The organism is Candidatus Kurthia intestinigallinarum (assembly GCF_003991225.1).
GTDB classification, from domain to species: domain Bacteria; phylum Bacillota; class Bacilli; order Bacillales_A; family Planococcaceae; genus Kurthia; species Kurthia populi.
This window is the reverse complement of sequence record NZ_JTFC01000031.1, coordinates 569,635-590,251: the sequence shown is the minus strand read 5'-3', so window position 1 is coordinate 590,251 and position 20,617 is coordinate 569,635. Positions and strand designations below refer to the sequence as shown.

20 protein-coding genes and 1 other annotated feature are annotated in these 20,617 nt (G+C 40.0%); of the genes, 14 read left to right on the top strand and 6 right to left on the bottom strand.

The window, feature by feature from the left end; translation table 11 throughout:
* The first annotated feature begins 158 nt into the window (after nt 1-158).
* The 4 genes from QI30_RS11515 (at nt 159) to QI30_RS11500 (ending at nt 5,552) form a co-directional block, all read left to right on the top strand.
* Entirely contained in the window at nt 159-1,664 is a 1,506-nt protein-coding gene (locus QI30_RS11515) for an ABC transporter permease (protein ID WP_126990860.1), read from the top strand.
* Between the two features lie 12 nt (nt 1,665-1,676).
* Complete coding sequence (locus QI30_RS11510; RefSeq protein WP_126990859.1) at nt 1,677-2,336, top strand: ABC transporter ATP-binding protein; 660 nt, start codon at nt 1,677-1,679, stop codon at nt 2,334-2,336.
* Between the two features lie 256 nt (nt 2,337-2,592).
* On the top strand, nt 2,593-4,743 hold the full coding sequence (locus QI30_RS11505; protein ID WP_126990858.1) for an ATP-dependent Clp protease ATP-binding subunit: 2,151 nt from the start codon (nt 2,593-2,595) through the stop codon (nt 4,741-4,743).
* A 74-nt stretch (nt 4,744-4,817) separates the two neighbouring features.
* Complete coding sequence (locus tag QI30_RS11500) at nt 4,818-5,552, top strand: glycerophosphodiester phosphodiesterase family protein (RefSeq protein ID WP_126990857.1); 735 nt, start codon at nt 4,818-4,820, stop codon at nt 5,550-5,552.
* Between the two features lie 77 nt (nt 5,553-5,629).
* Here QI30_RS11500 and QI30_RS11495 read toward each other — a convergent pair whose 3' ends face one another.
* Nucleotides 5,630-5,827: a YjzD family protein gene (locus QI30_RS11495; protein ID WP_020189240.1), complete on the bottom strand. Its 198-nt coding sequence runs from the start codon at nt 5,825-5,827 to the stop codon at nt 5,630-5,632.
* A gap of 192 nt (nt 5,828-6,019) precedes the next feature.
* Here QI30_RS11495 and QI30_RS11490 point away from each other — a divergent pair, with 192 nt between their 5' ends.
* Both QI30_RS11490 and fabF read left to right on the top strand, forming a co-directional pair.
* Nucleotides 6,020-6,958, top strand: coding sequence for a beta-ketoacyl-ACP synthase III (locus QI30_RS11490; protein WP_020189241.1), 939 nt, complete (start codon nt 6,020-6,022; stop codon nt 6,956-6,958).
* A 19-nt stretch (nt 6,959-6,977) separates the two neighbouring features.
* Entirely contained in the window at nt 6,978-8,219 is a 1,242-nt protein-coding gene (gene fabF / locus QI30_RS11485) for a beta-ketoacyl-ACP synthase II (RefSeq protein ID WP_044527251.1), read from the top strand.
* 96 nt (nt 8,220-8,315) lie between these two features.
* Here the strand turns inward: fabF and trpS are convergent, their stop codons facing one another.
* Nucleotides 8,316-9,323 carry a tryptophan--tRNA ligase gene (trpS, locus tag QI30_RS11480; RefSeq protein ID WP_020189243.1) on the bottom strand — a complete coding sequence of 336 codons (1,008 nt, stop codon included), beginning with the start codon at nt 9,321-9,323 and terminating at the stop codon, nt 8,316-8,318.
* A 43-nt stretch (nt 9,324-9,366) separates the two neighbouring features.
* Nucleotides 9,367-9,582, bottom strand: a binding site (T-box leader).
* Between the two features lie 460 nt (nt 9,583-10,042).
* On the opposite strand from trpS, the gene spxA reads away from it, so the two are divergent.
* The 4 genes from spxA (at nt 10,043) to pepF (ending at nt 14,268) form a co-directional block, all read left to right on the top strand.
* The gene (gene spxA, locus QI30_RS11475; RefSeq protein ID WP_044527252.1) at nt 10,043-10,438 is read left to right on the top strand and encodes a transcriptional regulator SpxA; all 396 of its coding nucleotides are present in this window, start codon (nt 10,043-10,045) and stop codon (nt 10,436-10,438) included.
* A 180-nt stretch (nt 10,439-10,618) separates the two neighbouring features.
* Nucleotides 10,619-11,275 carry an adaptor protein MecA gene (mecA, locus tag QI30_RS11470; RefSeq protein WP_020189245.1) on the top strand — a complete coding sequence of 219 codons (657 nt, stop codon included), beginning with the start codon at nt 10,619-10,621 and terminating at the stop codon, nt 11,273-11,275.
* Nucleotides 11,276-11,370: 95 nt separating this feature from the next.
* Entirely contained in the window at nt 11,371-12,399 is a 1,029-nt protein-coding gene (locus tag QI30_RS11465) for a competence protein CoiA (RefSeq protein WP_158621029.1), read from the top strand.
* A 54-nt stretch (nt 12,400-12,453) separates the two neighbouring features.
* On the top strand, nt 12,454-14,268 hold the full coding sequence (gene pepF, locus QI30_RS11460; RefSeq protein WP_126991041.1) for an oligoendopeptidase F: 1,815 nt from the start codon (nt 12,454-12,456) through the stop codon (nt 14,266-14,268).
* A 580-nt stretch (nt 14,269-14,848) separates the two neighbouring features.
* Here the strand turns inward: pepF and QI30_RS11455 are convergent.
* From QI30_RS11455 to QI30_RS11440, 4 genes are all read right to left on the bottom strand, one after another.
* Nucleotides 14,849-15,664: a DsbA family protein gene (locus QI30_RS11455; RefSeq protein ID WP_020189248.1), complete on the bottom strand. Its 816-nt coding sequence runs from the start codon at nt 15,662-15,664 to the stop codon at nt 14,849-14,851.
* A gap of 3 nt (nt 15,665-15,667) precedes the next feature.
* Entirely contained in the window at nt 15,668-16,063 is a 396-nt protein-coding gene (locus QI30_RS11450) for a globin (RefSeq protein WP_020189249.1), read from the bottom strand.
* Nucleotides 16,064-16,222: 159 nt separating this feature from the next.
* Nucleotides 16,223-17,050 (bottom strand): lytic transglycosylase domain-containing protein, encoded by an 828-nt coding sequence (locus QI30_RS21175; RefSeq protein ID WP_199754669.1) that lies wholly within the window; start codon nt 17,048-17,050, stop codon nt 16,223-16,225.
* A 3-nt stretch (nt 17,051-17,053) separates the two neighbouring features.
* The gene (locus QI30_RS11440) at nt 17,054-17,647 is read right to left on the bottom strand and encodes a CYTH domain-containing protein (protein ID WP_126990855.1); all 594 of its coding nucleotides are present in this window, start codon (nt 17,645-17,647) and stop codon (nt 17,054-17,056) included.
* A gap of 141 nt (nt 17,648-17,788) precedes the next feature.
* On the opposite strand from QI30_RS11440, the gene QI30_RS11435 reads away from it, so the two are divergent.
* From QI30_RS11435 to QI30_RS11420, 4 genes are read left to right on the top strand one after another with little or no spacing between them, the layout of a single operon-like run.
* Nucleotides 17,789-18,172 (top strand): hypothetical protein, encoded by a 384-nt coding sequence (locus tag QI30_RS11435; protein ID WP_020189252.1) that lies wholly within the window; start codon nt 17,789-17,791, stop codon nt 18,170-18,172.
* A gap of 18 nt (nt 18,173-18,190) precedes the next feature.
* Complete coding sequence (locus QI30_RS11430; protein ID WP_020189253.1) at nt 18,191-18,871, top strand: GTP pyrophosphokinase; 681 nt, start codon at nt 18,191-18,193, stop codon at nt 18,869-18,871.
* Nucleotides 18,868-19,674, top strand: a complete 807-nt coding sequence (locus tag QI30_RS11425) for an NAD kinase (protein WP_020189254.1) — start codon at nt 18,868-18,870, stop codon at nt 19,672-19,674. The genes QI30_RS11430 and QI30_RS11425 overlap by 4 nt, the downstream gene beginning before the upstream one ends.
* A 2-nt stretch (nt 19,675-19,676) precedes the next feature.
* A complete protein-coding gene (locus QI30_RS11420) occupies nt 19,677-20,570 on the top strand; it encodes an RluA family pseudouridine synthase (RefSeq protein WP_126990854.1) in 894 nt (297 codons plus the stop codon).
* Nucleotides 20,571-20,617: the final 47 nt, after the last annotated feature.

Below are 20,617 nucleotides of genomic sequence, written 5' to 3'. Positions count from 1 at the left end.
AGAAGTCACATAAGGGTGGCTTCTTTTTTTATTTTGGAAAAAATTAAATGCTGACATATTTCTGACGCACAACCTTCCTATACTAACAAATGTAAACAACAGCACGAGCCATTTTAATCACTCAATGGTCATACATTTTACTTATAGGAGGAAATAATATGAACTTTTTAAAACGTGCTTTTTATAGCACAAAAGCAAAAGTCGGTCGTTCACTACTACTGACATTTGTATTCTCAGCTATTTTAATTTTCATTCTTGCGGGTTTGACGATTCAAAGCGCCTCACTTACAGCCGCAGAAAACGCTAAGAAAAGTATGGGGGCTACAGTAACCCTTTCAGCCAATATGGAAAATGCGATGAAGGAGATGCAGGAGAATACTCGTGATGGTGAGCGACCAGACCCTAGTAGCTTCAGCATTACACCAATCGATTTAGATGATGTTGAAAAAATTACCGCACTCGATAACTTGTCGTCGTATTCATTGTCATCAACAACGACTGTGAACGCAAAATCATTTGATGCTATTTCATCAGAAGATTCATCTGATGATAGCGACACTGAGCAACAAGGTGGCCCAGGTGGTATGCAAATGCCTGAGATGGCATCACAAGGTGATATTTCAATCTCAGGTACAAATGCAACAGCAAAGGCCTCATCGTTTACAGGTGGCACAGCGGAAATCATTGATGGTGTAGGCATTACAGAAGCCGATGCAGACTCCAATAAAGCCGTCATTGAAACAAATCTAGCAGAAGCGAATGATATTGCTGTTGGCGATACAATTAAAGTTAAAGGTGACGACAAAACGTATAAATTAAGCGTTGTCGGTATTTATAAATCAACCGAAGCAACAGACTCACGTAGTATGCAAATGGCGTCATTAAATCCGTACAACACGATTTATACATCATACACATTTGCGAATAAAGTCAAAGGTAGCGACTATAAAAATACGGCAGATTCCGTTGTCTTTAACGTAACAGATCCAGAAAAAATGGATGACTTTGTGAAAGCAGCAGAAGCAACGGGCTTAGATACAGATACGTATGCATTAACAACAAATGACCAAGTGTATCAACAAATGGTGCAGCCGCTTGATAACGTGAAAAGCTTCGCGAATAAAATTGTCATTTTAGTAGCAGTAGCCGGTACCGTTATCCTAGCGTTAATCGTGATGCTAACCATTCGTGAACGTAAATATGAAATTGGTGTCCTCATGTCTCTAGGTGAAAAACGCAGTAAAATCATCGCACAGTTCTTTACAGAGCTTGTCTTTGTACTTGTTATTGCGCTAGTAGTAGCGGGTGTGAGCGGTCAGTTTGTCGGCAACGCTGTCGGTAAGCAATTGATTGAACAGCAAACGACGACACAAACAACGGATACCGCTTCAAATGCACAAGGCGGCCCTGGAATGGGTGGCGGTCAAGGTGGCGGAGCTCCATCAGGGATGCCAAGTGGCGGTGGCCAAGGTGGTCCTACAATGGGCGGCAATATGCCACAAGCTGCTGATGTACAGGAGCAAATTAGTGATTTAGATATTACATTATCAATGAAGGAATTAATCGAGCTTGGTGGCTTTGGCTTAGGCATTAGTTTCCTTGCTGTCATCATTGCCTCAATTAGCATCATGCGTATGAAACCAAAGAAAATTTTAATCTCATAGGAGGAATCGAATATGTTAGAAGTAAAAGACGTTAATTATTGGTATCAATCTAAAAATGATGTGCTCTATGACGACATCAATTTAACGTTTGATAGCGGCAAATTATATGGCATACTCGGCTCATCAGGCTCTGGTAAAACAACGTTCTTATCACTCATCGCTGGCCTTGATGTTCCGAAGAAAGGGGATATTTTATACGACGGCAAATCGATGAAAAAAATTGGTTTAACGGCTTATCGTAATAAATATGTCTCAATCGTTTTTCAGTCATACAACTTATTGCCGTATATGTCTGCGGTGGATAATATTTTAGCAGCACTTGAAATTACCAATTCACAGCGTAAAGACCGCAAAACCTATGCGCTTGAAATGCTAGCGCGTGTCGGTATTACAGAAGACATGGCGAAGAAAAATGTACAGCATCTGTCAGGTGGTCAGCAGCAGCGCGTTGCAATCGTTCGTGCGATGTGCTGTGACGCACAGCTCGTTGTAGCTGATGAACCAACAGGGAACTTAGATGAGCAAAACTCACAAGAAATCATTAAGCTATTTGCAGAGCTCGCACATGAACAGCAAAAATGCGTTATCGTCATTACGCATGAGCGTGACATCGCAAATGCTTGCGATGTCGTATTAGAATTGAAAAACAAGAAATTTAATACGATTAAATAATCAATGAGGTTCGGCAATGGCCGAGCCTTTTTTGTTTTGAAAAAAGTTCATACAATTCCTCGCAAAATAGGGAATAGAAAAGTGAAACCAAATGCCTGCAAAGCCGTAGAATAAGACAGAAAGAAAAAGTCAAAAAAGGTCAAACATATCAGTTGAATTATGGAGCAAACGAGACTATAATGAAATTAATCAAAAGGTCAAAGAAGGTCAAACTATTCTTTGACGAACTACATCCGATGAAGGAGTGGGACTCGATATGCAAATGAAAATGAATAATGAACAAGATAAAAATCCGTTAGAAACATATGGACGTAACTTAAATGAAACGGTTAAAGAAGGGAAGCTAGATCCGGTCATTGGCCGAGACGAAGAAATTCGTAATGTCATCCGTATCCTTTCTCGTAAAACGAAAAATAACCCCGTATTAATTGGCGAGCCTGGTGTTGGTAAAACAGCCATCGTCGAAGGTCTTGCACAGCGTATTGTGAAAGGTGACGTACCGGAAGGCTTAAAAGACCATGAAATTTATGAGCTTGATATGAGCGCATTAATTGCGGGTGCGAGCTACCGTGGTCAATTTGAGGAACGTTTACAAGGCGTGTTAAAACAAGTGAAGGAAGCGGAAGGACGCATCATTTTATTCATTGATGAAATCCATACGATTGTTGGCGCCGGTAAAACAGAGGGTTCAATGGATGCTGGTAATATGCTAAAACCAATGCTCGCACGTGGTGAACTTCACTGTATCGGTGCAACAACGCTAGATGAGTACCGTACAAATATTGAAAAAGACCCAGCACTTGAACGTCGCTTCCAACAAGTGCTTGTACGCGAGCCATCTGTTGAAGATACGATTTCAATTTTACGTGGCTTAAAAGAACGCTTTGAACTCCATCATGCGGTGAAAATTCATGACCGTGCCATCGTAGCAGCTGCTGAATTATCAAATCGCTATTTAACAGAGCGCTTCTTACCCGATAAAGCGATTGATTTAATTGACGAGGCATGTGCGATGATTCGTACGGAAATCGATTCGATGCCACAAGAGCTAGATGAAGTGACACGTCGTCAAATGCAGCTTGAAATTGAAGAGCAAGCATTAATGAAAGAAACGGATGCGGCTTCTGAAAAACGCTTGAAAAATTTACGTGAGGAATTACAGCAATTAAAAGATTCTTCTGCGTCAATGAAAACTCAGTGGGACAACGAAAAACATGCCTTGCAAGAAATTCAGGCGAAACGTGAGCTTTTAGACCAAAAACGGAATGAACTTGAAAAAGCGGAATCAGAGTATGATTTAAATAAAGCCGCTGTATTGCGTCATGGTGAAATTCCACAATTGAAAAAAGAATTAGAAGAATTAGAGCAAAAATTAACAGAAACAGGCGACACACGCTTACTTCGTGAAGACGTGACATCAGATGAAATCGCGGCCATTGTATCGCGCTGGACAGGTGTACCGGTAACGAAAATGCTTCAAAGTGAACGCGAAAAATTACTCGCACTTGGCGATACGTTACACAAACGTGTCGTTGGGCAAGATGATGCAGTGAAGTTAGTAACAGAAGCAGTATGGCGTGCACGTGCAGGCATCCAAGATCCGAATAAACCAATTGGCTCATTCCTCTTCTTAGGTCCAACAGGTGTCGGTAAAACAGAGCTTGCGAAAGCATTAGCTGAGCAATTATTCGATTCAGAGGATCATTTTGTCCGTATTGATATGAGTGAATACATGGAAAAACATAGCGTTTCTCGTTTAGTCGGAGCACCTCCAGGCTATATCGGCTATGAAGAAGGCGGTCAATTAACTGAGCAAATTCGTCGCAATCCATATGCGGTTGTGTTACTTGATGAAATCGAAAAAGCTCATCCAGATGTGGCTAACATTTTACTACAAATTTTAGATGATGGCCGCATTACAGATGGTCAGGGACGTACGGTCAACTTCACAAATACAGTGGTTATTATGACATCGAACTTAGGCTCACATTATTTACTTGAAATGAATGATTCAAATGAACACGCAACTGAAGACTTAGTGATGGCTGAATTGAAACGTCATTTCAAACCAGAGCTATTAAACCGTCTGGATGATATCGTGATGTTCCATTCATTATCAGGTGAGCATTTTGTGAAAATTGCTGACAAATATTTGAATTCATTACGTAAACGTTTAGCTTCTCAAGAAATAAATCTAGTGATTGAGCCAGAAGTGTTAGATTGGATTGCGAGTGAAGGGGTGGACCCAGCATTTGGTGCACGTCCATTACGTCGCTTTATCCAACGTCATGTTGAAACGGTTGTCGCACGTGAATTGTTACGCGGCGATACATTACCTGGTGCAACATTAACGGTTTACTTGGATAACGGTGAAGCGAATATTCGCGTTGACAATGTAGCACAATAATCTATTGAGAGAACTGTAAAAGCATACAGTTCTCTTTTTTTCGTGCTACACTAAATGAAAAAAGGGGGGAGACGATGACGAAAATTTTTGCCCATCGTGGATTTCGCGCGATGTATCCAGAAAACACATTATTAAGTTTTCAAAAGGCATTTGAGTTAGGGGTCGATGGCATTGAACTTGATGTTCATATGACGCGTGATGGTGAGTTAGTCGCCATTCATGATGAATCGCTGAAGCGAACGACTGGGGTAGACGGAGAAGTGATTGATTATACGTATGCGGAACTTAAAAAATTTCGTGCAGCCGCGGCTTTCCGTGAGCATAAAAATTATGACGGCACATGGGAGGCGGAGCGCATTCCGACGCTTCGACAAGTCTTAACGCTTCATCAAAAGTATCCGCAAGTAATCGTGAATATTGAGCTGAAAACAAATGTTTACGCATATGATGGCATTGAACAGAAGGTACTGGCATTAGTTGATGAGCTAAAGACGCCACACGTCATTTACTCATCGTTTCATTTGCCGACAATTTTACGCATTCGTGACATAGCACCAGCCGCAAAAATTGCCTGGCTAATCGAGGATGACATTGCGCTTCTATCTGATTATAAGCGCCATTTCCAATTGGATGCGCTCCATATTAGTAAAAAGCTCGTATTAAAATATCAAGAACAATGGCAAGATTTATTGCCAACATTACGTGTCTGGACGGTCAATGATGCCGCACAGATCGAAGAATTTCTCGCGTTAGGCGTCGATACCATTATGACCGATGCGCCAGATGTGGCATTAGCGCTACGACAATAAAAAAGGACGGATTCGCTATGATGGCGGGTCCGTCCTTTTTAAAAGTAAAAAGCCTCGACAAATGTCGAGACTTCTGATTAGTGGTCTTCGCGACCGATTGCTTTTGGCGATTCGCTTGGAATTACGGCATCAATGATGATTAATAATACAGCGAATACTAATGACATGATTAAGCCTTGGTTCCAGTCTGGAGTACCTTGGTTGATTGCGCTAACTACGTAGTTCAATACAGATACTAAGATGACTGACCAGATTACTAAGAAAATGTATCTCATGATTTTGTTTTCACCTCTAAGTTACTATTCTATCTGTCTTATCATACCATAACTACATTAAGCATTGAAATACTGTTTTTGAATAAATAAAGGCGATTTTCCATTGTTCGTATTTCTATAGTTGCAATTTTTAGTCTTATTATCTATAATTATGACCAGATACTAATATTTGATTATAAAGGTGGTTACGTTATGAACGCAGGGTTTATTGGTGTAGGGCGTTATGTACCAGAAAAAGTCGTGACGAACTTTGACTTAGAAAAAATCGTTGATACAAATGATGAATGGATTCGTACACGTACAGGCATTGAAGAACGCCGTATTGCGGGCGATGATGTGGATACGTCAGATATGGCCTACGAGGCAGCAAAACAAGCAATTGACCATGCGGGGATTTCTCCAGAGCAAATTGGCTTGATTTTAGTTGCGACGGTAACGCCAGATCAGCCTTTCCCATCTGTGGCATGTATGTTACAAGATAAATTGGGTGCCACAAATGCAGCAGCAATGGATATTTCAGCGGCATGTGCTGGTTTCATGTATGGGGCTATCACAGCACAACAATTTATCGCAACAAATACATATGATTATGTGTTAGTGATAGGTGTGGAGAAACTATCAAAAATCACAGACTGGTCAGACCGTAATACAGCTGTCTTATTCGGTGATGGTGCTTGTGCTGCTGTAATGGGCAAAGTATCAGAAGGCCGCGGGATTTTATCATTTGATTTAGGCGCAAAAGGTGCTGGCGGTAAATATTTATATGAAGATGAAAATAAGCATATCATTATGAATGGTCGCGAAGTCTTCAAGTTTGCAGTACGTCAAATGGGTGAATCTGCACTAAAGGTTGTTGAGCAAGCAGGCTTACAAAAAGAAGATGTTGATTTATTAATTCCACACCAAGCGAATATTCGCATTATGAACTCAGCACGTGAACGCCTTGGCTTACCAGAAGAAAAAATGTCATCTGTTATTGCGAAATATGGGAATACATCAGCGGCTTCCATTGGTAATGCTTTAGTTGAAGAATTAGAAAATGGTAAAATTAAAGACGATGATTTACTTGTTTTAGTAGGTTTCGGTGGCGGCCTAACATGGGGCGCAATCGCACTAAGATGGGGGAAATAATATGAAAGTGGGGAACGAAATGACGAAGAAGCGCGTAGTAATTACAGGAATGGGTGCAATTACACCGGTAGGTAATAATGTAGCAGATAGCTGGAATGCAGTGAAAAATGGTCAATCAGGTGTGGGACCACTTACACGTATTGATGCAGATAAATTTAACGCAAAAGTAGCGGCACAAGTAAAAGATTTTGATATTGAACAATATATTTCAAAAAAAGATGCGCGTAAAATGGACCGCTTTACACATTATGCGATTGCCGCAGCAAAAGAAGCAGTAGACGATGCAGCACTTGAAATCAATGATGATAATGCAGCAGATATCGGCGTATGGCTAGGCTCAGGTATTGGCGGTATGGAAACATTCGAACAACAATACAAAAACCTAACTGAAAAAGGGCCACGTCGTGTGAGTCCATTCTTCGTACCAATGATGATTCCGGATATGGCAGCAGGACAAGTATCGATTTTACTAGGTGCGAAAGGCATTAACACATGTACTGTAACTGCTTGTGCAACAGGGACTAACTCCATTGGTGATGCCTTCAAAGTTATCCAGCGTGGTGATGCTGTTGCGATGATTACAGGTGGTACAGAAGCGCCAATTACCGAACTAGCGGTTGCGGGCTTCTGCTCAAATACAGCGTTATCGACAAATCCGGACCCACAAACAGCAAGCCGTCCATTTGATAAAGACCGCGATGGCTTCGTTATCGCAGAGGGTGCAGGTGTCGTTGTCCTTGAAGAGCTTGAACATGCGCTGGCACGTGGTGCAAAAATTTATGCAGAAGTTGTTGGTTACGGTGCATCAGGGGATGCTTACCATATTACAGCACCTGCACAAGATGGTAGTGGCGCAATGCGTTCAATGCAACAAGCATTGAAAGATGCAGGCGTTGAGCCTTCAGCAGTTGATTATATTAACGCACATGGTACAAGTACATATTATAATGATATGCTTGAAACATTAGCGATTAACAATGTCTTTGGTGACCACGCGAAAAAATTAGCGGTTAGCTCAACAAAATCAATGACAGGTCATATGCTTGGCGCAGCTGGCGGTATTGAAGCCATTTTCTCTGCATTAGCCATTAAAGAAAGCATCGTGCCTCCAACAATTAACCTTGTGAACCAAGCGGAAGAATGCGATCTTGATTACGTGCCAAACGAAGCGCGTGAAATGAACGTAGACTATGCACTAAGCAATTCATTTGGTTTTGGTGGACATAATGCCACATTATTATTTAAAAAATACGAAGCGTAAGCGACTTCTTATTATCAACTCGTCATCTCTTGGTGACGAGTTTTTTTGCGTAAAAAAAAGGCTACGAAATTTTCGTAGCCTCTTTTGAATGGTCTATTAGTGACGGCTGCCGCGGCCTAAGCCCATAGCATCTTCCATTCGTTGGATCGTTGCATTTGCGATGGCATTGGCTTTTTCAGCGCCTTCATCTAAAATACGATCTAATTCTTCTGAATCGATTAATTCATTGTAACGCGCTTGAATCGGTGCTAAATGATCGATGACCACTTGTGCGACGCCGGCTTTAAAATCACCGTAGCCTTTACCGTCATATTTAGCGACAACGTCTTCTGTTGAGCTATTTGTTAATGCTGCTTCGATATCGATTAAGTTTGATACGCCTGGTTTATTTTCTTTGTCATAGCGTACGATACCTTCAGAATCTGTTACAGCTGATTTAATTTTCTTCTCGATTTGTTTTGGTGTATCTAATAAACGAATTGTCGCTTTTGCATTCGCATCTGATTTAGACATTTTCTTCGTAGGGTCTTGTAATGATTTAATACGACGGCCTGCTTTAGATAATGCGATATCGGGAATTTTGAATGTTTTTTTATAACGTTTGTTGAATCGTTCCGCTATATCGCGTGTTAATTCGATATGTTGTTTTTGATCATCACCGACTGGTACGATGTCTGTATTATATAGAAGAATATCGCCAGCCATTAATGGTGGGTATGTTAAAAGTGCTGCTAAAACAGTTTCGTTTGTACCAGCGGCTTTTGCTGATTTATCTTTAAATTGTGTCATGCGCTCTAATTCACCAATAGAAGTAACACATTGTAGCATCCAGCCGGCTTGCGCATGTGCTGGAACTTCTGATTGGATGAATAAAATCGATTTCTCTGGATCAATACCAACAGCAATATACATTGCTGCTAAGCTACGAATGTTTGAACGAAGCTCTTTCGGGTCTTGTTGAATCGTAATTGCATGTTGGTCGACGATACAGTAGATTGCATCGCCCTGATCTTGAAGCTCTGGGAATTGTTTGATTGCGCCAATATAGTTACCTAATGTGATGACGCCTGTTGGTTGTACACCTGAAAAAATACGTTTTGCCATTGTGGTTTCCTCCTCAAAATAAAAAAACATCATGCTCCCTATCAATAGGGACGAATGATGTTTAAAATCCGCGGTACCACCCAAGCTTGTCGATAAATCGACCACTCTACCTCTTAACGCGAGGAACGAACTTAGGTACTTATTCATTTCACTAAGTTAACTCGGAAGTCCATTCTATACAATGCATAATCTGTTTACACCAACCACAGACTCTCTAGGTATGCTCATTATATATACTACTCTTCGTCTTCGTCTTCATATGTCAGCGTTGTGCTGTAGAGCCATTATAATACAGCTTTTTTTAAATTACAACATGTAGATAGTTCAGTCCTTTGACGGATTAATTTTTTAAATTCATTCGGTACAATAAGAAAAATGAAACCAAAATGATGGTCTAAACGTATAATAGAAAGAGTAAAATAAATTACTTATTTTCATTGATAGTAATCTAATTGAGAATGAAGAATCTTTAAAATTAGGTTTAAAGGCTTACTAACTAGGGAACATTAGTAAGGTAGATTATTTTTATTCCAACTAAAAAATGGTAAAAAGAAACTTTTTTTACTAAAATGTAGCTTTAGAAAATGATTATAAAATAATTTAAAATATCCTATATTCAAAGTAATGAAGTTGTTGTATAATGAAGTTAGACCTCTTTATTAGAGTCATTCTAATTTAATAATTCGGTTACACATTTTGAAAGGATGTGTTTGAACATGATGGTAACATTATTTACATCACCAAGTTGTACTTCATGTCGTAAAGCAAAAGCATGGTTAGAAGAACATGAAATTCCATATACAGAACGTAATATTTTCGCAGAACCACTAAGCATTAGTGAAATCAAAGAGATTTTACGTATGACAGAAGATGGCACCGATGAAATCATTTCAACGCGCTCAAAAATCTTCCAAAAATTAAATGTTGATTTAGAAACATTGCCTCTAAATAAACTGTACGAATTAATTCAAGAAAATCCAGGACTATTACGTCGTCCGATTATTTTAGATGAAAAACGTTTACAAGTTGGCTATAACGAAGATGAAATTCGTCGTTTCTTACCTCGTAAAGTACGTGCTTATCAATTACAAGAAGCACAAAAAATGGTCAACTAAGCGTATTTAAACATGCAGCTAGGAGAAACAGCTCCTAGCTGCTTTTTCTTTAAAAGGTGCTTTGAAACTTTTTCTTTTCTTTTTTAAGGAAAAGGAATTACAATAGTAGTAGCTATACTTCGAAAGCAGATATTTGATGCAACATCTTCTTATAGAAGTAACCGAAAGGAGTTGTGTAATATGGATATTGAACGTATTAACGAAAACACACTGAAACTTTTCATTTCTTATACAGACATTGAAGAGCGAGGTTTTACGAAGGATGAAATCTGGTATAACCGCGATAAAGGTGAGGAACTCTTTTGGGTTATGATGGATGAGATTAGTGAAGAAGATCAATTTGAAATTGATGGCCCACTTTGGATTCAAGTTGTGGCAAAGGAAATCGGCCTTGAGCTGACAGTCACAACAGCGAAGCTTACACAAGAGGGCTTAGAAGACTTACCATTTGGCCCAGGAAAATTACCACCTGGCTTACCAGGCTTGTTTGATTTAGATCAACAAAATGCAAAAGAGCTAGATAACTTCTTGGAAGAAAATTTTGGCGATTCAACATTTGAGTTTGTGTTTGAATTAAAAGATTTCGATGATTTAATTCATCTATCTGAGCGCTTAGAGCACACAGAGGACGTCGACAATCGGTTATTTGAACAAGACGGCAAATATTATCTATATATCCACTTCGATGAAGAAGGGGACAAGGATGATCGTTTAGACTTCTTAAGCGTCGTAACAGAGTGCGCGAAAGAAGCGAATACGACTATCCATGTACTAGAAGAATATGCGAACGTTATTATTGCAGCAGATGCCTTTAATACGGTGCGTAAATATTTCTAATAAAAAAGAAGCTTTGGACAAATTACAGTCCTAAGGCTTCTTTTTTTATTGCATTTCAAGAACCAATTTTTTACAATTATGAAGAGGTGATGCTTATGTTAGTTGCCTATGATGAAAAACGACAATTCATCATACTAGATACGACAATGAATCGCGAGCAGTTACGACAAGCACGTAAAACACAACATTATTATTGCCCCGCATGTCATCAAGCACTACAACTTAAAATCGGTACGAAAAACACCCCTCATTTCGCTCATCACAAGCAAAGTGCCTGCAGTCATTATTTTTCAGAAAATGAGACGACCACGCATATTGCGGGCAAGCAGCAACTGTATGATTTCTTTTCACAACTTGGTGCCCCGCAATTAGAAGCCTATCTTCCACAAATCCAACAGCGTCCAGACATTTTATATGAGCGCACAGCAATTGAATTCCAATATAGTCGATTGACGCATGAACGCTTTTTAGAGCGCAACGCCGGCTATGCCTCTATCAATCTCACGCCACTTTGGCTACCTTATAGTCCATCAAAGGAAAACGGCTTAGCCATCGTCTCCTTATCCCACGATATTCAAAAATATCGCCACAATGACACCTTACTCACTTATAATCCCAATACTGAACAATTCATTTATTATAGTGCGCTTATTAGTATGACTGCGACACAATTTTTGGTCAAAATTACCGTTTTGCCAAAGCAACATCAGACGTGGCCATTTCGCACGCCGCGACTGCTGACACGGGATGAATTTGAGCTGTTTATGCAGCTATGGTATGAGCAGCGGCGTAAATTAATTCAGCATTATATGCGTTATCGTAGAGGTACGCAGGATATGTTACTACGTTTTGTTTATGAACGCCGTCTTGCTTTGCTTGCGCTCCCAGAGGCAATCGGGGTCCCAACAGATTTTGATGTTGAAGTGCAGCCTGCTATCGACTGGCAAATCATTTATTATTACGATTATTTTCCACAAGGCGTTGATGCTTTTTTGGTTCAGCATGACATATCTAGAGTAAAAGTAGAAGCCTATGAGCAGTTCCTTCAACAGCTATATACACGAAAAGTATCACAAAATGAGCTGTTGTATAGTCAATTCATTGCATTTAAGGGGTATAATTGAGAAAATATAGCTAACTAAATTTATTTAGGAATGCGAAATAATAGGAGGGCTTTTATTATGACAGAAACGAAGAAAATTCCTACGCGTGACGAGGTGCCGGTTGAAAAAACATGGCGTCTTGAAGATATTTTTGCGACGGATGATGCGTGGGATGCAGAGTATAAAGAAGTTGAAGCATTAAGTGACAAAGCGAGCGACTTTCAAGGTACATTAAAAGACGGTGCAGAGGCAATGCTTGCGGCATTTAACTACCGCGATGAACTATATGCACGATTAAGCCGCCTATATGCGTATTCTCATATGCGTTACGATCAAGATACAACAAATAGCTTCTACCAAGCGATGGATAGCCGCGGTAAAACATTATTAGCGAAAGCGTCAACAAGCATCGCATATTTAACACCTGAAATTTTAGCATTAGACGAGTCGGTAGTAGATGGCTACTTAGCAGAAAATGAAGCGCTTCGTTTATATAAAGTAGAACTTGATGAATTAAAAGCACAGCGTCCGCATGTTTTACCAGCGGAGCAAGAAGCGTTACTTGCACAAATGAGTGAAGTAACAGGTGCTTCTGCCAATACATTTGGTATGTTAAATAATGCCGATTTAGAGTTCCCGGTAATTGAAGATGAAAACGGTGAGAAAGTACAATTAACGCATGGCAACTACATTCAATTCCTTGATAGTGATGACCGCGCAACACGCGAACGTGGCTTCCGTGCAATGTACGAAACATATGGCAAATTTTTAAATACATTTGCGACAACATTAACAGGGAACGTGAAGCGTCATAATGTCTCTGCACGTATTCGTAAATATGATTCTGCACGTCATTCAGCGCTTAGCAACAACCAAATTCCTGAAAAAGTGTATGATCAATTGTTAGATACCGTACACAAAAACTTACCGCTTCTTCATAAATACATCGGCCTGCGCAAAAAAGTTTTAGACGTCGATGAGCTGCATATGTGGGATATTTACACACCACTTGTGAAGGAAGCAAAATTTGAGCTTACGTATGAAGATGCGACACAAACAATGGTGAAGGCACTTGGTACAATGGGTGAGGAATATACAGCCATCTTAAAGAAAGCATTAGAAGATCGCTGGGTTGACGTAGTTGAAACAAAAGGGAAACGTAGCGGGGCTTATTCTTCAGGCACATACGGCACAAACCCTTATATTTTAATGAACTGGCAAAACAACTTGGACAATCTTTACACATTAGTGCATGAGTTTGGGCATAGTGTGCATAGCTACTTCACACGTAATAATCAACCATTCGTCTATGGTGATTATTCCATCTTCGTAGCAGAAGTTGCCTCTACATGTAACGAAGAATTATTAACAGAGTATTTACTACAAACAGTGGAAGATGAAAAACTTCGCATTTATGTATTAAATCACTGGTTAGAAGGCGTTCGTAGCACGATTATTCGCCAAGCAATGTTTGCGGAGTTTGAGCATGTTATTCATGAAATGGATGCACGCGGAGAAGCGCTAACAGCTGAATCGATGACAACGGTTTATTATGAATTAAATAAACAATACTTCGGTGACGATATGGTAGTAGACGAAGAAATCGGCCGCGAATGGGCACGAATCCCTCACTTCTATTACAACTACTATGTTTACCAATATGCGACTGGTAAATCTGCGGCAATTGCTCTTAGTAAACAAATTCTTGAAGAAGGTCAACCAGCTGTCGAGCGTTATATTAATAACTTCTTAAAAGCAGGTTGCTCAGATACGCCAATTAATGTTTTACGTGCAGCAGGTGTTGATATGGAATCAGCAGCGCCAATTCAAGCAGCATTTGATTTATTTGAAGAACGTTTAGCAGAATTAGAAAAATTATTACTAAAATAATCGTTTCCTAACGTAACGAAAACACGTGCTAACTTTTTTAGGTGGCACGTGTTTTTTGGTGAGAAAACACATGAAATAGCATGAAGTTATGCCGAAGCTTATTGTTTACTCGCTATCCATTCATTTAAATTAGCAGAAATCTAGCTAAGGTGTTTAATAAAAATAACACAGGGGAATATAACAGTGTGACGATTTAAGTCCTATGAAAATTAGTTAAAATAAAGAACAGGAAAATTGTGAAAATTAACTTATTGACAATTTTATGTATAACTTCCTCTTATATTAAATATGAATGATTTATAGCAGTAATGATTGGATAATGTCCATGTAATGTAAACGGTTTCTTTGTGTCTGAATTATGAACATGCCTTAAAAACGTTGCTATAACAAGGATTCCATGCTAAAGTAATAGACGTGAAATAAATCACAACAAACATACACCCCTTTGTTTGAACGTGAACATTTCTCCCATCCCCTTTGTGAAAATGAGTGTCTCTCGTAGAGTCACTCATTTTATTTTTTAGTAAAAAATCGCTATAAAATATAAAAAAACCTCGAGAGCTTTGTCTCTCGAGGTTTTTTATTTGAGTTGCCACAGTGACATACTATCACAGGCAAGGCGTGAAATCTTTTGCTGTAGCATACGTTTTTTTAGTTCGCGCTCAGCCAGTTTTTCAGGAATATTATAAATCGCTGCTACTTCTTCAGTAGATAATGTTTGATACTGTTTAAATAAAATTTCTAGTTCTGGAGGATTCGTTGGAATTAATTGTTCGTCCACCATTTCCTCTAAAATATGCTCATACACTTCAAAGTCATAAGAGCCAGATACTTTTAATCCTTCATCTTCAATATTTTCATTGAAAAAGACAAAACTAGGCACTTCATTTACTTCCATTTCACGCGTCACACATAAATCACTTTGGAATGCGCGTGTTGCTTCCATCGAACGGAAGTCGGACTTAAACTCCATCATATCTAAACGACATTGTTCAGCAATTTCATTTAATGTGGAACAAGAGCAGACATTTTTTGCATTGATCATCGCATATTCCTGTAGTTTCATTAAGAAACGATAGCCTGCTTTTTTTCCTTGTAATTCGGCTGCTTTCACAGCAATTGACGGCAAGACAGGATGTGAAACATCGATTAAGTCAGAATCTGATGGAGAGCTATTAAGTTGTTGGCAAGCAGTATTCAACGATGCAAGCTCCGTGCTTAAAATAAAACGGAGTGTAAAATAATGACCGTAGCGCACTTGTAAGCGACGGATTGTCGATTGTAAGTGCCAGCTGCCAGGATGTAATAAGTCCACAAATACATAAAGTTCGATTGGTTTATTAAAGGAAGTAGTTGATGGTGCTACTTGCTCAGTCACAAATTGTACATTTGCCACGATTTATACCTCCTCGTTTGGATCCTCAGCGTTGATCATATGGTGTGCAGTTAAAACAAGACGCTTGTAGTAGATTTCGCGGAATTTACCGTCTAAACCTACCTCGTCCATTGCCTCATACATGCATTCAAGCCATGCCTGTGCGCGTTCAGGTGTAATTTCGAAATTCATGTGACGTGCGCGCATCATTGGATGTCCGTGTTCTTCAGTATATATATTAGGCCCACCTAAGTATTGTGTTTGAAATTGTTTTTGCTTGCGGGCAGTTTCTGTTAAATCATCAGGGAATATTGGCTTTAGCTTTGGATTTTTCGCTACTTTCGAATAAAAAGAATCGATTAAATCCGAAAGCTTTTCGGCACCAATCTCCTCATATGGAATAATCGGTTTTTGAATCATATGGGATGCTCCTTTGCTTTAGCTGTAATTCTATTTTATCAACAGGTACATAATTTCTCAAACAAATGGTATTTTCTATAAAACATAGACAATTGCTTGTTGATGGAAAATAAGAAAAAACGAAGGAAAAGAACCGATAAGGTAGCTTTTCCTTCGTTTTTAAGCGTTGTAATTTGTCATGATTTTTGAGACGTAGTTTTGTGTTTCATTGAATGGAGGAATACCACCATACTTTGAAACATTACCCGGGCCGGCATTGTAGCCAGCGAGCATCAGCTCATAGCTACCAAATTTATCATACATTTGTTTTAAGTATTTTGTGCCAGCCATAATGTTTTGTTCTGCATCACGTGTATTCGTTACGCCAAGATACTGTGCTGTCGCGGGCATTAATTGCATTAGACCTGCTGCGCCAACAGAGCTTGTCGCGTTTGTATTGAAATTCGACTCTTGTTTAATAACCGCTTTAATCATTTTCTCAGGAATTCCGTATGTAAGGGAAGCCTTTTGAATGATAGCATCGTATTGCGTTGTAGGGCCTGTAGATGTTGATGCAACGGAATCGGTCGTTGACGGTGTCGTTGCTTGTGTAGCTACAGAATTCGTAGCTGTGGCTTGAACGCTAGCAGGTGTATAGGCAGCGGTTGAGCCGTTATACAGTGCAGCGGTTGAGCCTAGCACGTTAGCAAGTGACGATAAATCAATGCCGGACTGCTGTGCGGTCGTTGCGAAATGATTTGCTGCTGATAATAATTGCGTTAATGCGGTAGTAACATCGCCTGTTTGTGATGCAGTATTACTAAGGCTACTTGTTAGCCCAAGTGACTGTGATGTATTGCGTGATGAAGTTGTTCCAAGCGCCTGGCTAAGGAGTGCAGAAAAGTCCGTTGTATTCGTTGATGACGTGTCAGATGAACTTCCGTAAGCACTACCAACTGATTGCAGGGCCTGAGCTTGAATCAGTGATTGAATGGCAGAAACGTCCAAAGATTAAATCCCTCTCTTTCGATTCATTGCACCGACGAAGCGCGCAACTTTCTTTTGTGCGTGACGTGTTGCAATGCCGTATTCTTTTAGCAGCTCGGTAAAAATTACTTTACCAGCTGCTTCATCGATTACTTCATACTCAAGCTCATAATCTTCTGTATCAGCATAAATTGAGTGATCGAGTACGAGTAACCCACCTTTATAGTTTATTTCGGCACGAGTTGTTGAAAGTGTACCTAGAAGTTGTAAATTTTCTTCATTCACACTACGTTCTGCAAGTCGTTCATGCACTTCTTTTGCATCGATGACGGCATTACCCGCTAGCACTGCACGGACGTGAGCTTCAGCTAATAAGTCGGTAGTCTCTAATAAGCCGATACCACCAGCAGGCTCTTTTAATGTACATTCAAAGCGGTCTGCCACCTCACGAATACGCAAGCCACATTTTTGATTGCGTAAGGCAAAATCTGCCGTATCAAAATAATGATTAGCCTGTGTATGAAAATTTTCCTTTGTTAATTGAAAAGCGTTTTTCAATGCTTCAAATTCCTCTTTTGTTAGCATATTTTTAAATTCAATTTCTAATTCCTTTGACATTTCACATCATCCTCTCGTTAAAAATTAATTATACGTTCTTTTTCAAATTTGGAAAATGCCAAAACCCACTCTTTCTTGTGAAAAAGGCCTTTAGAATATGGTAAAATAAATTAGGATATTCATGGAAGGGAAGATAGGCATTTGCGTAATTTATTAAAGGCTGCGTCTGCAGCAACAGAAAACTCAGTTGTACACTTTAACTTAAACACATTGCCACAAGGACAGCTGACTCCAGCTGGACAAATGATTACAGATTCAGATAATATGACATTCATTTATTTAATGGATGATGGTGAAGGCTATAGCTATGTATTATTTGACGAAGACGTGTGGCCTCAACTCGTCGAAGTATTAGCTTCAGATGAAGACCCTATCTTATCGTGGGGAACTCAACAAGCTGTTCTGACAAATTTCCGAGATGAATTAGAAGGATTAGTATACAATATTGAAGGCAACTCGAATTATGGCGAAGCTTTTTCACATGCTGTTGAGGAAGCCTTTGCGAGCATTTTAAGCGAGGCCTAAGAATTAGGGGGACTTGTCATGGGACAATGGGATCGGTTTTTACAGCCCTATAAACAAGCCGTTGATGAGTTAAAGATTAAGCTAAAAGGTATTCGTACACAGTTTCAGCGTAATAACGAAACGTCACCAATTGAGTTCGTAACGGGACGCGTGAAACCACTAGCGAGTATTTACGATAAAACGTTATCGAAGGGCTTGGTGTTTGAGCCATCAGAACGATTAGCACATGAGCTGCAAGACATTGCGGGCGTTCGTGTAATGTGTCAGTTTGTCGATGATATTCCGACTGTACTGGAGTTACTGCGTCAGCGTCACGATTTAAAAATCGTTGAAGAAAAAGATTATATTACGAATGCTAAGCCGAGTGGTTATCGCTCGTATCATATTGTAGTCGAGTACCCAGTGGCGACGATTCAGGGGGAAATGATTATTTTAGCAGAAATTCAAATTCGTACATTGTCGATGAATTTCTGGGCATCTATTGAGCATTCATTAAACTATAAATATAAGGGCGTTTTTCCATCGGAGATTTCCGAACGTCTACAAAGTGCTGCTGAAGCGGCTTTTCGCCTCGATGAAGAGATGTCGCAAATTCGCGACGAAATTCATGAAGCACAAGCCTATTTTACAGAATACAAGGAGGCCTCTAAGCCAGTTGTTCGTGGCGAGAGTGGTCAGGATAAGGGGGAAAATGTATGAAGTTTGCCGTACAATCACGCAATGATCCACAATCAAATGAGTTAATGGAGCGAGCGATTGGTTATTTAACCGATTTTGGCTTAGAACTAGATGAAGAAAAACCAGATATCGTGCTATCCATCGGGGGTGATGGCACGCTATTACACGCGTTCCACCGCTATACGCATATGTTGTCAGAAGTTGCGTTTGTCGGCATTCATACAGGGCACCTAGGCTTTTATGCGGATTGGCAGCCAAATGATATTGAGAAGCTTGTTATTTCAATCGCAAAAGGTGAATACCGCATTAGCGAGTATCCATTACTTGAAGTAACGGTGAATTACCGTGACTCAGAAGAAAGTTTTACGTATTTAGCGTTAAATGAATCAACGGTTAAATCATCAGAAGTAACTCTTGTGATGGACGTTGTTTTAAATGGACGTCGCTTTGAACGCTTCCGTGGTGATGGTTTATGTGTATCAACGCCATCTGGCAGTACGGCGTATAATAAGGCACTTGGTGGGGCGATTTTGCATCCATCTCTTGAGGCATTACAACTAACAGAAATGGCCTCAATTAATAACCGTGTATTCCGTACAGTCGGCTCTTCACTTGTATTGCCATCACATCATCATTGCCTATTAAAGCCCGTTAAAGCGGAAGATTTCATGGTAACCGTTGACCACGTGCAATTGCTACATAAAAATGTGAAATCCATCGAGTATCGTGTCGCAAAAGAAAAAGTTCGTTTTGCGCGCTACAAGGCATTTCCATTCTGGCAACGTGTACATGATTCATTTATCGACAGTGATTTAAAGGACTAATTATGGATAACCGATATACGATTACATTTACAGTAAAAGAACCAGTCTTACTAAGAAGTGCACTGCAGGGATATGGCATTTCAAAAAAAGCATTAACAGCGATTAAATTTCATGGTGGCGAAATAACTGTGAATGGTCAGGAGCAAAACGTGCGCTATCGTTTAGAGGCGAACGATACGGTTGTTGTAAAGTTTCCTCGCGAGGAGCTGAGTGAAGGCTTAGTGCCTCAACAAGGTGATTTAGACATCATTTATGAAGATAATGAACTGTTAATTTTAAATAAAGCACCTTATCAAAGTACGATTCCATCACATGTGCATTTAGAGGGTAGCACCGCGGCGATTGTCGCAGGCTACTTCAAAGCGAAAAATATTCCTTCAACTGTACATGTTGTCAACCGGCTAGATCGTGATACATCGGGTCTGATGTGTGTTGCAAAGCATCGTCATATTCATCATATAATGAGCGCACAACAGCAGGCACATGAGATTTTTCGTGAGTATGAGGCGATTGTACACGGGCACGTCACAGAAGATGAGGCCTCTATTATTGCGCCAATTGGTCGTGTAGAGAATAGCATCATTGAACGAATGGTACGCGAGGATGGGCAGCATGCGCATACCGATTACCGCGTGTTACGTCGTTTCGTGCATGAAGGTGAGCCGATGACGCATGTCCGCCTACGCCTACATACCGGACGTACACATCAAATCCGTGTGCATATGAAGCATATCGGTCACCCGCTTGTTGGCGATGACTTATATGGAGGTAAGCGAGATGCGATACCTCGCCAGGCGCTTCATTGTGTATGTTTACACTTAAAGCATCCCTTAACAAAGCAATCACTCGAATGGCATACAACATTGCCAGCAGATATGCAGTCATTATTAGTATAGAAATGAAAGAGGCCGTTTATACGTGCCTCTTTTTTGTGTAGAAATCC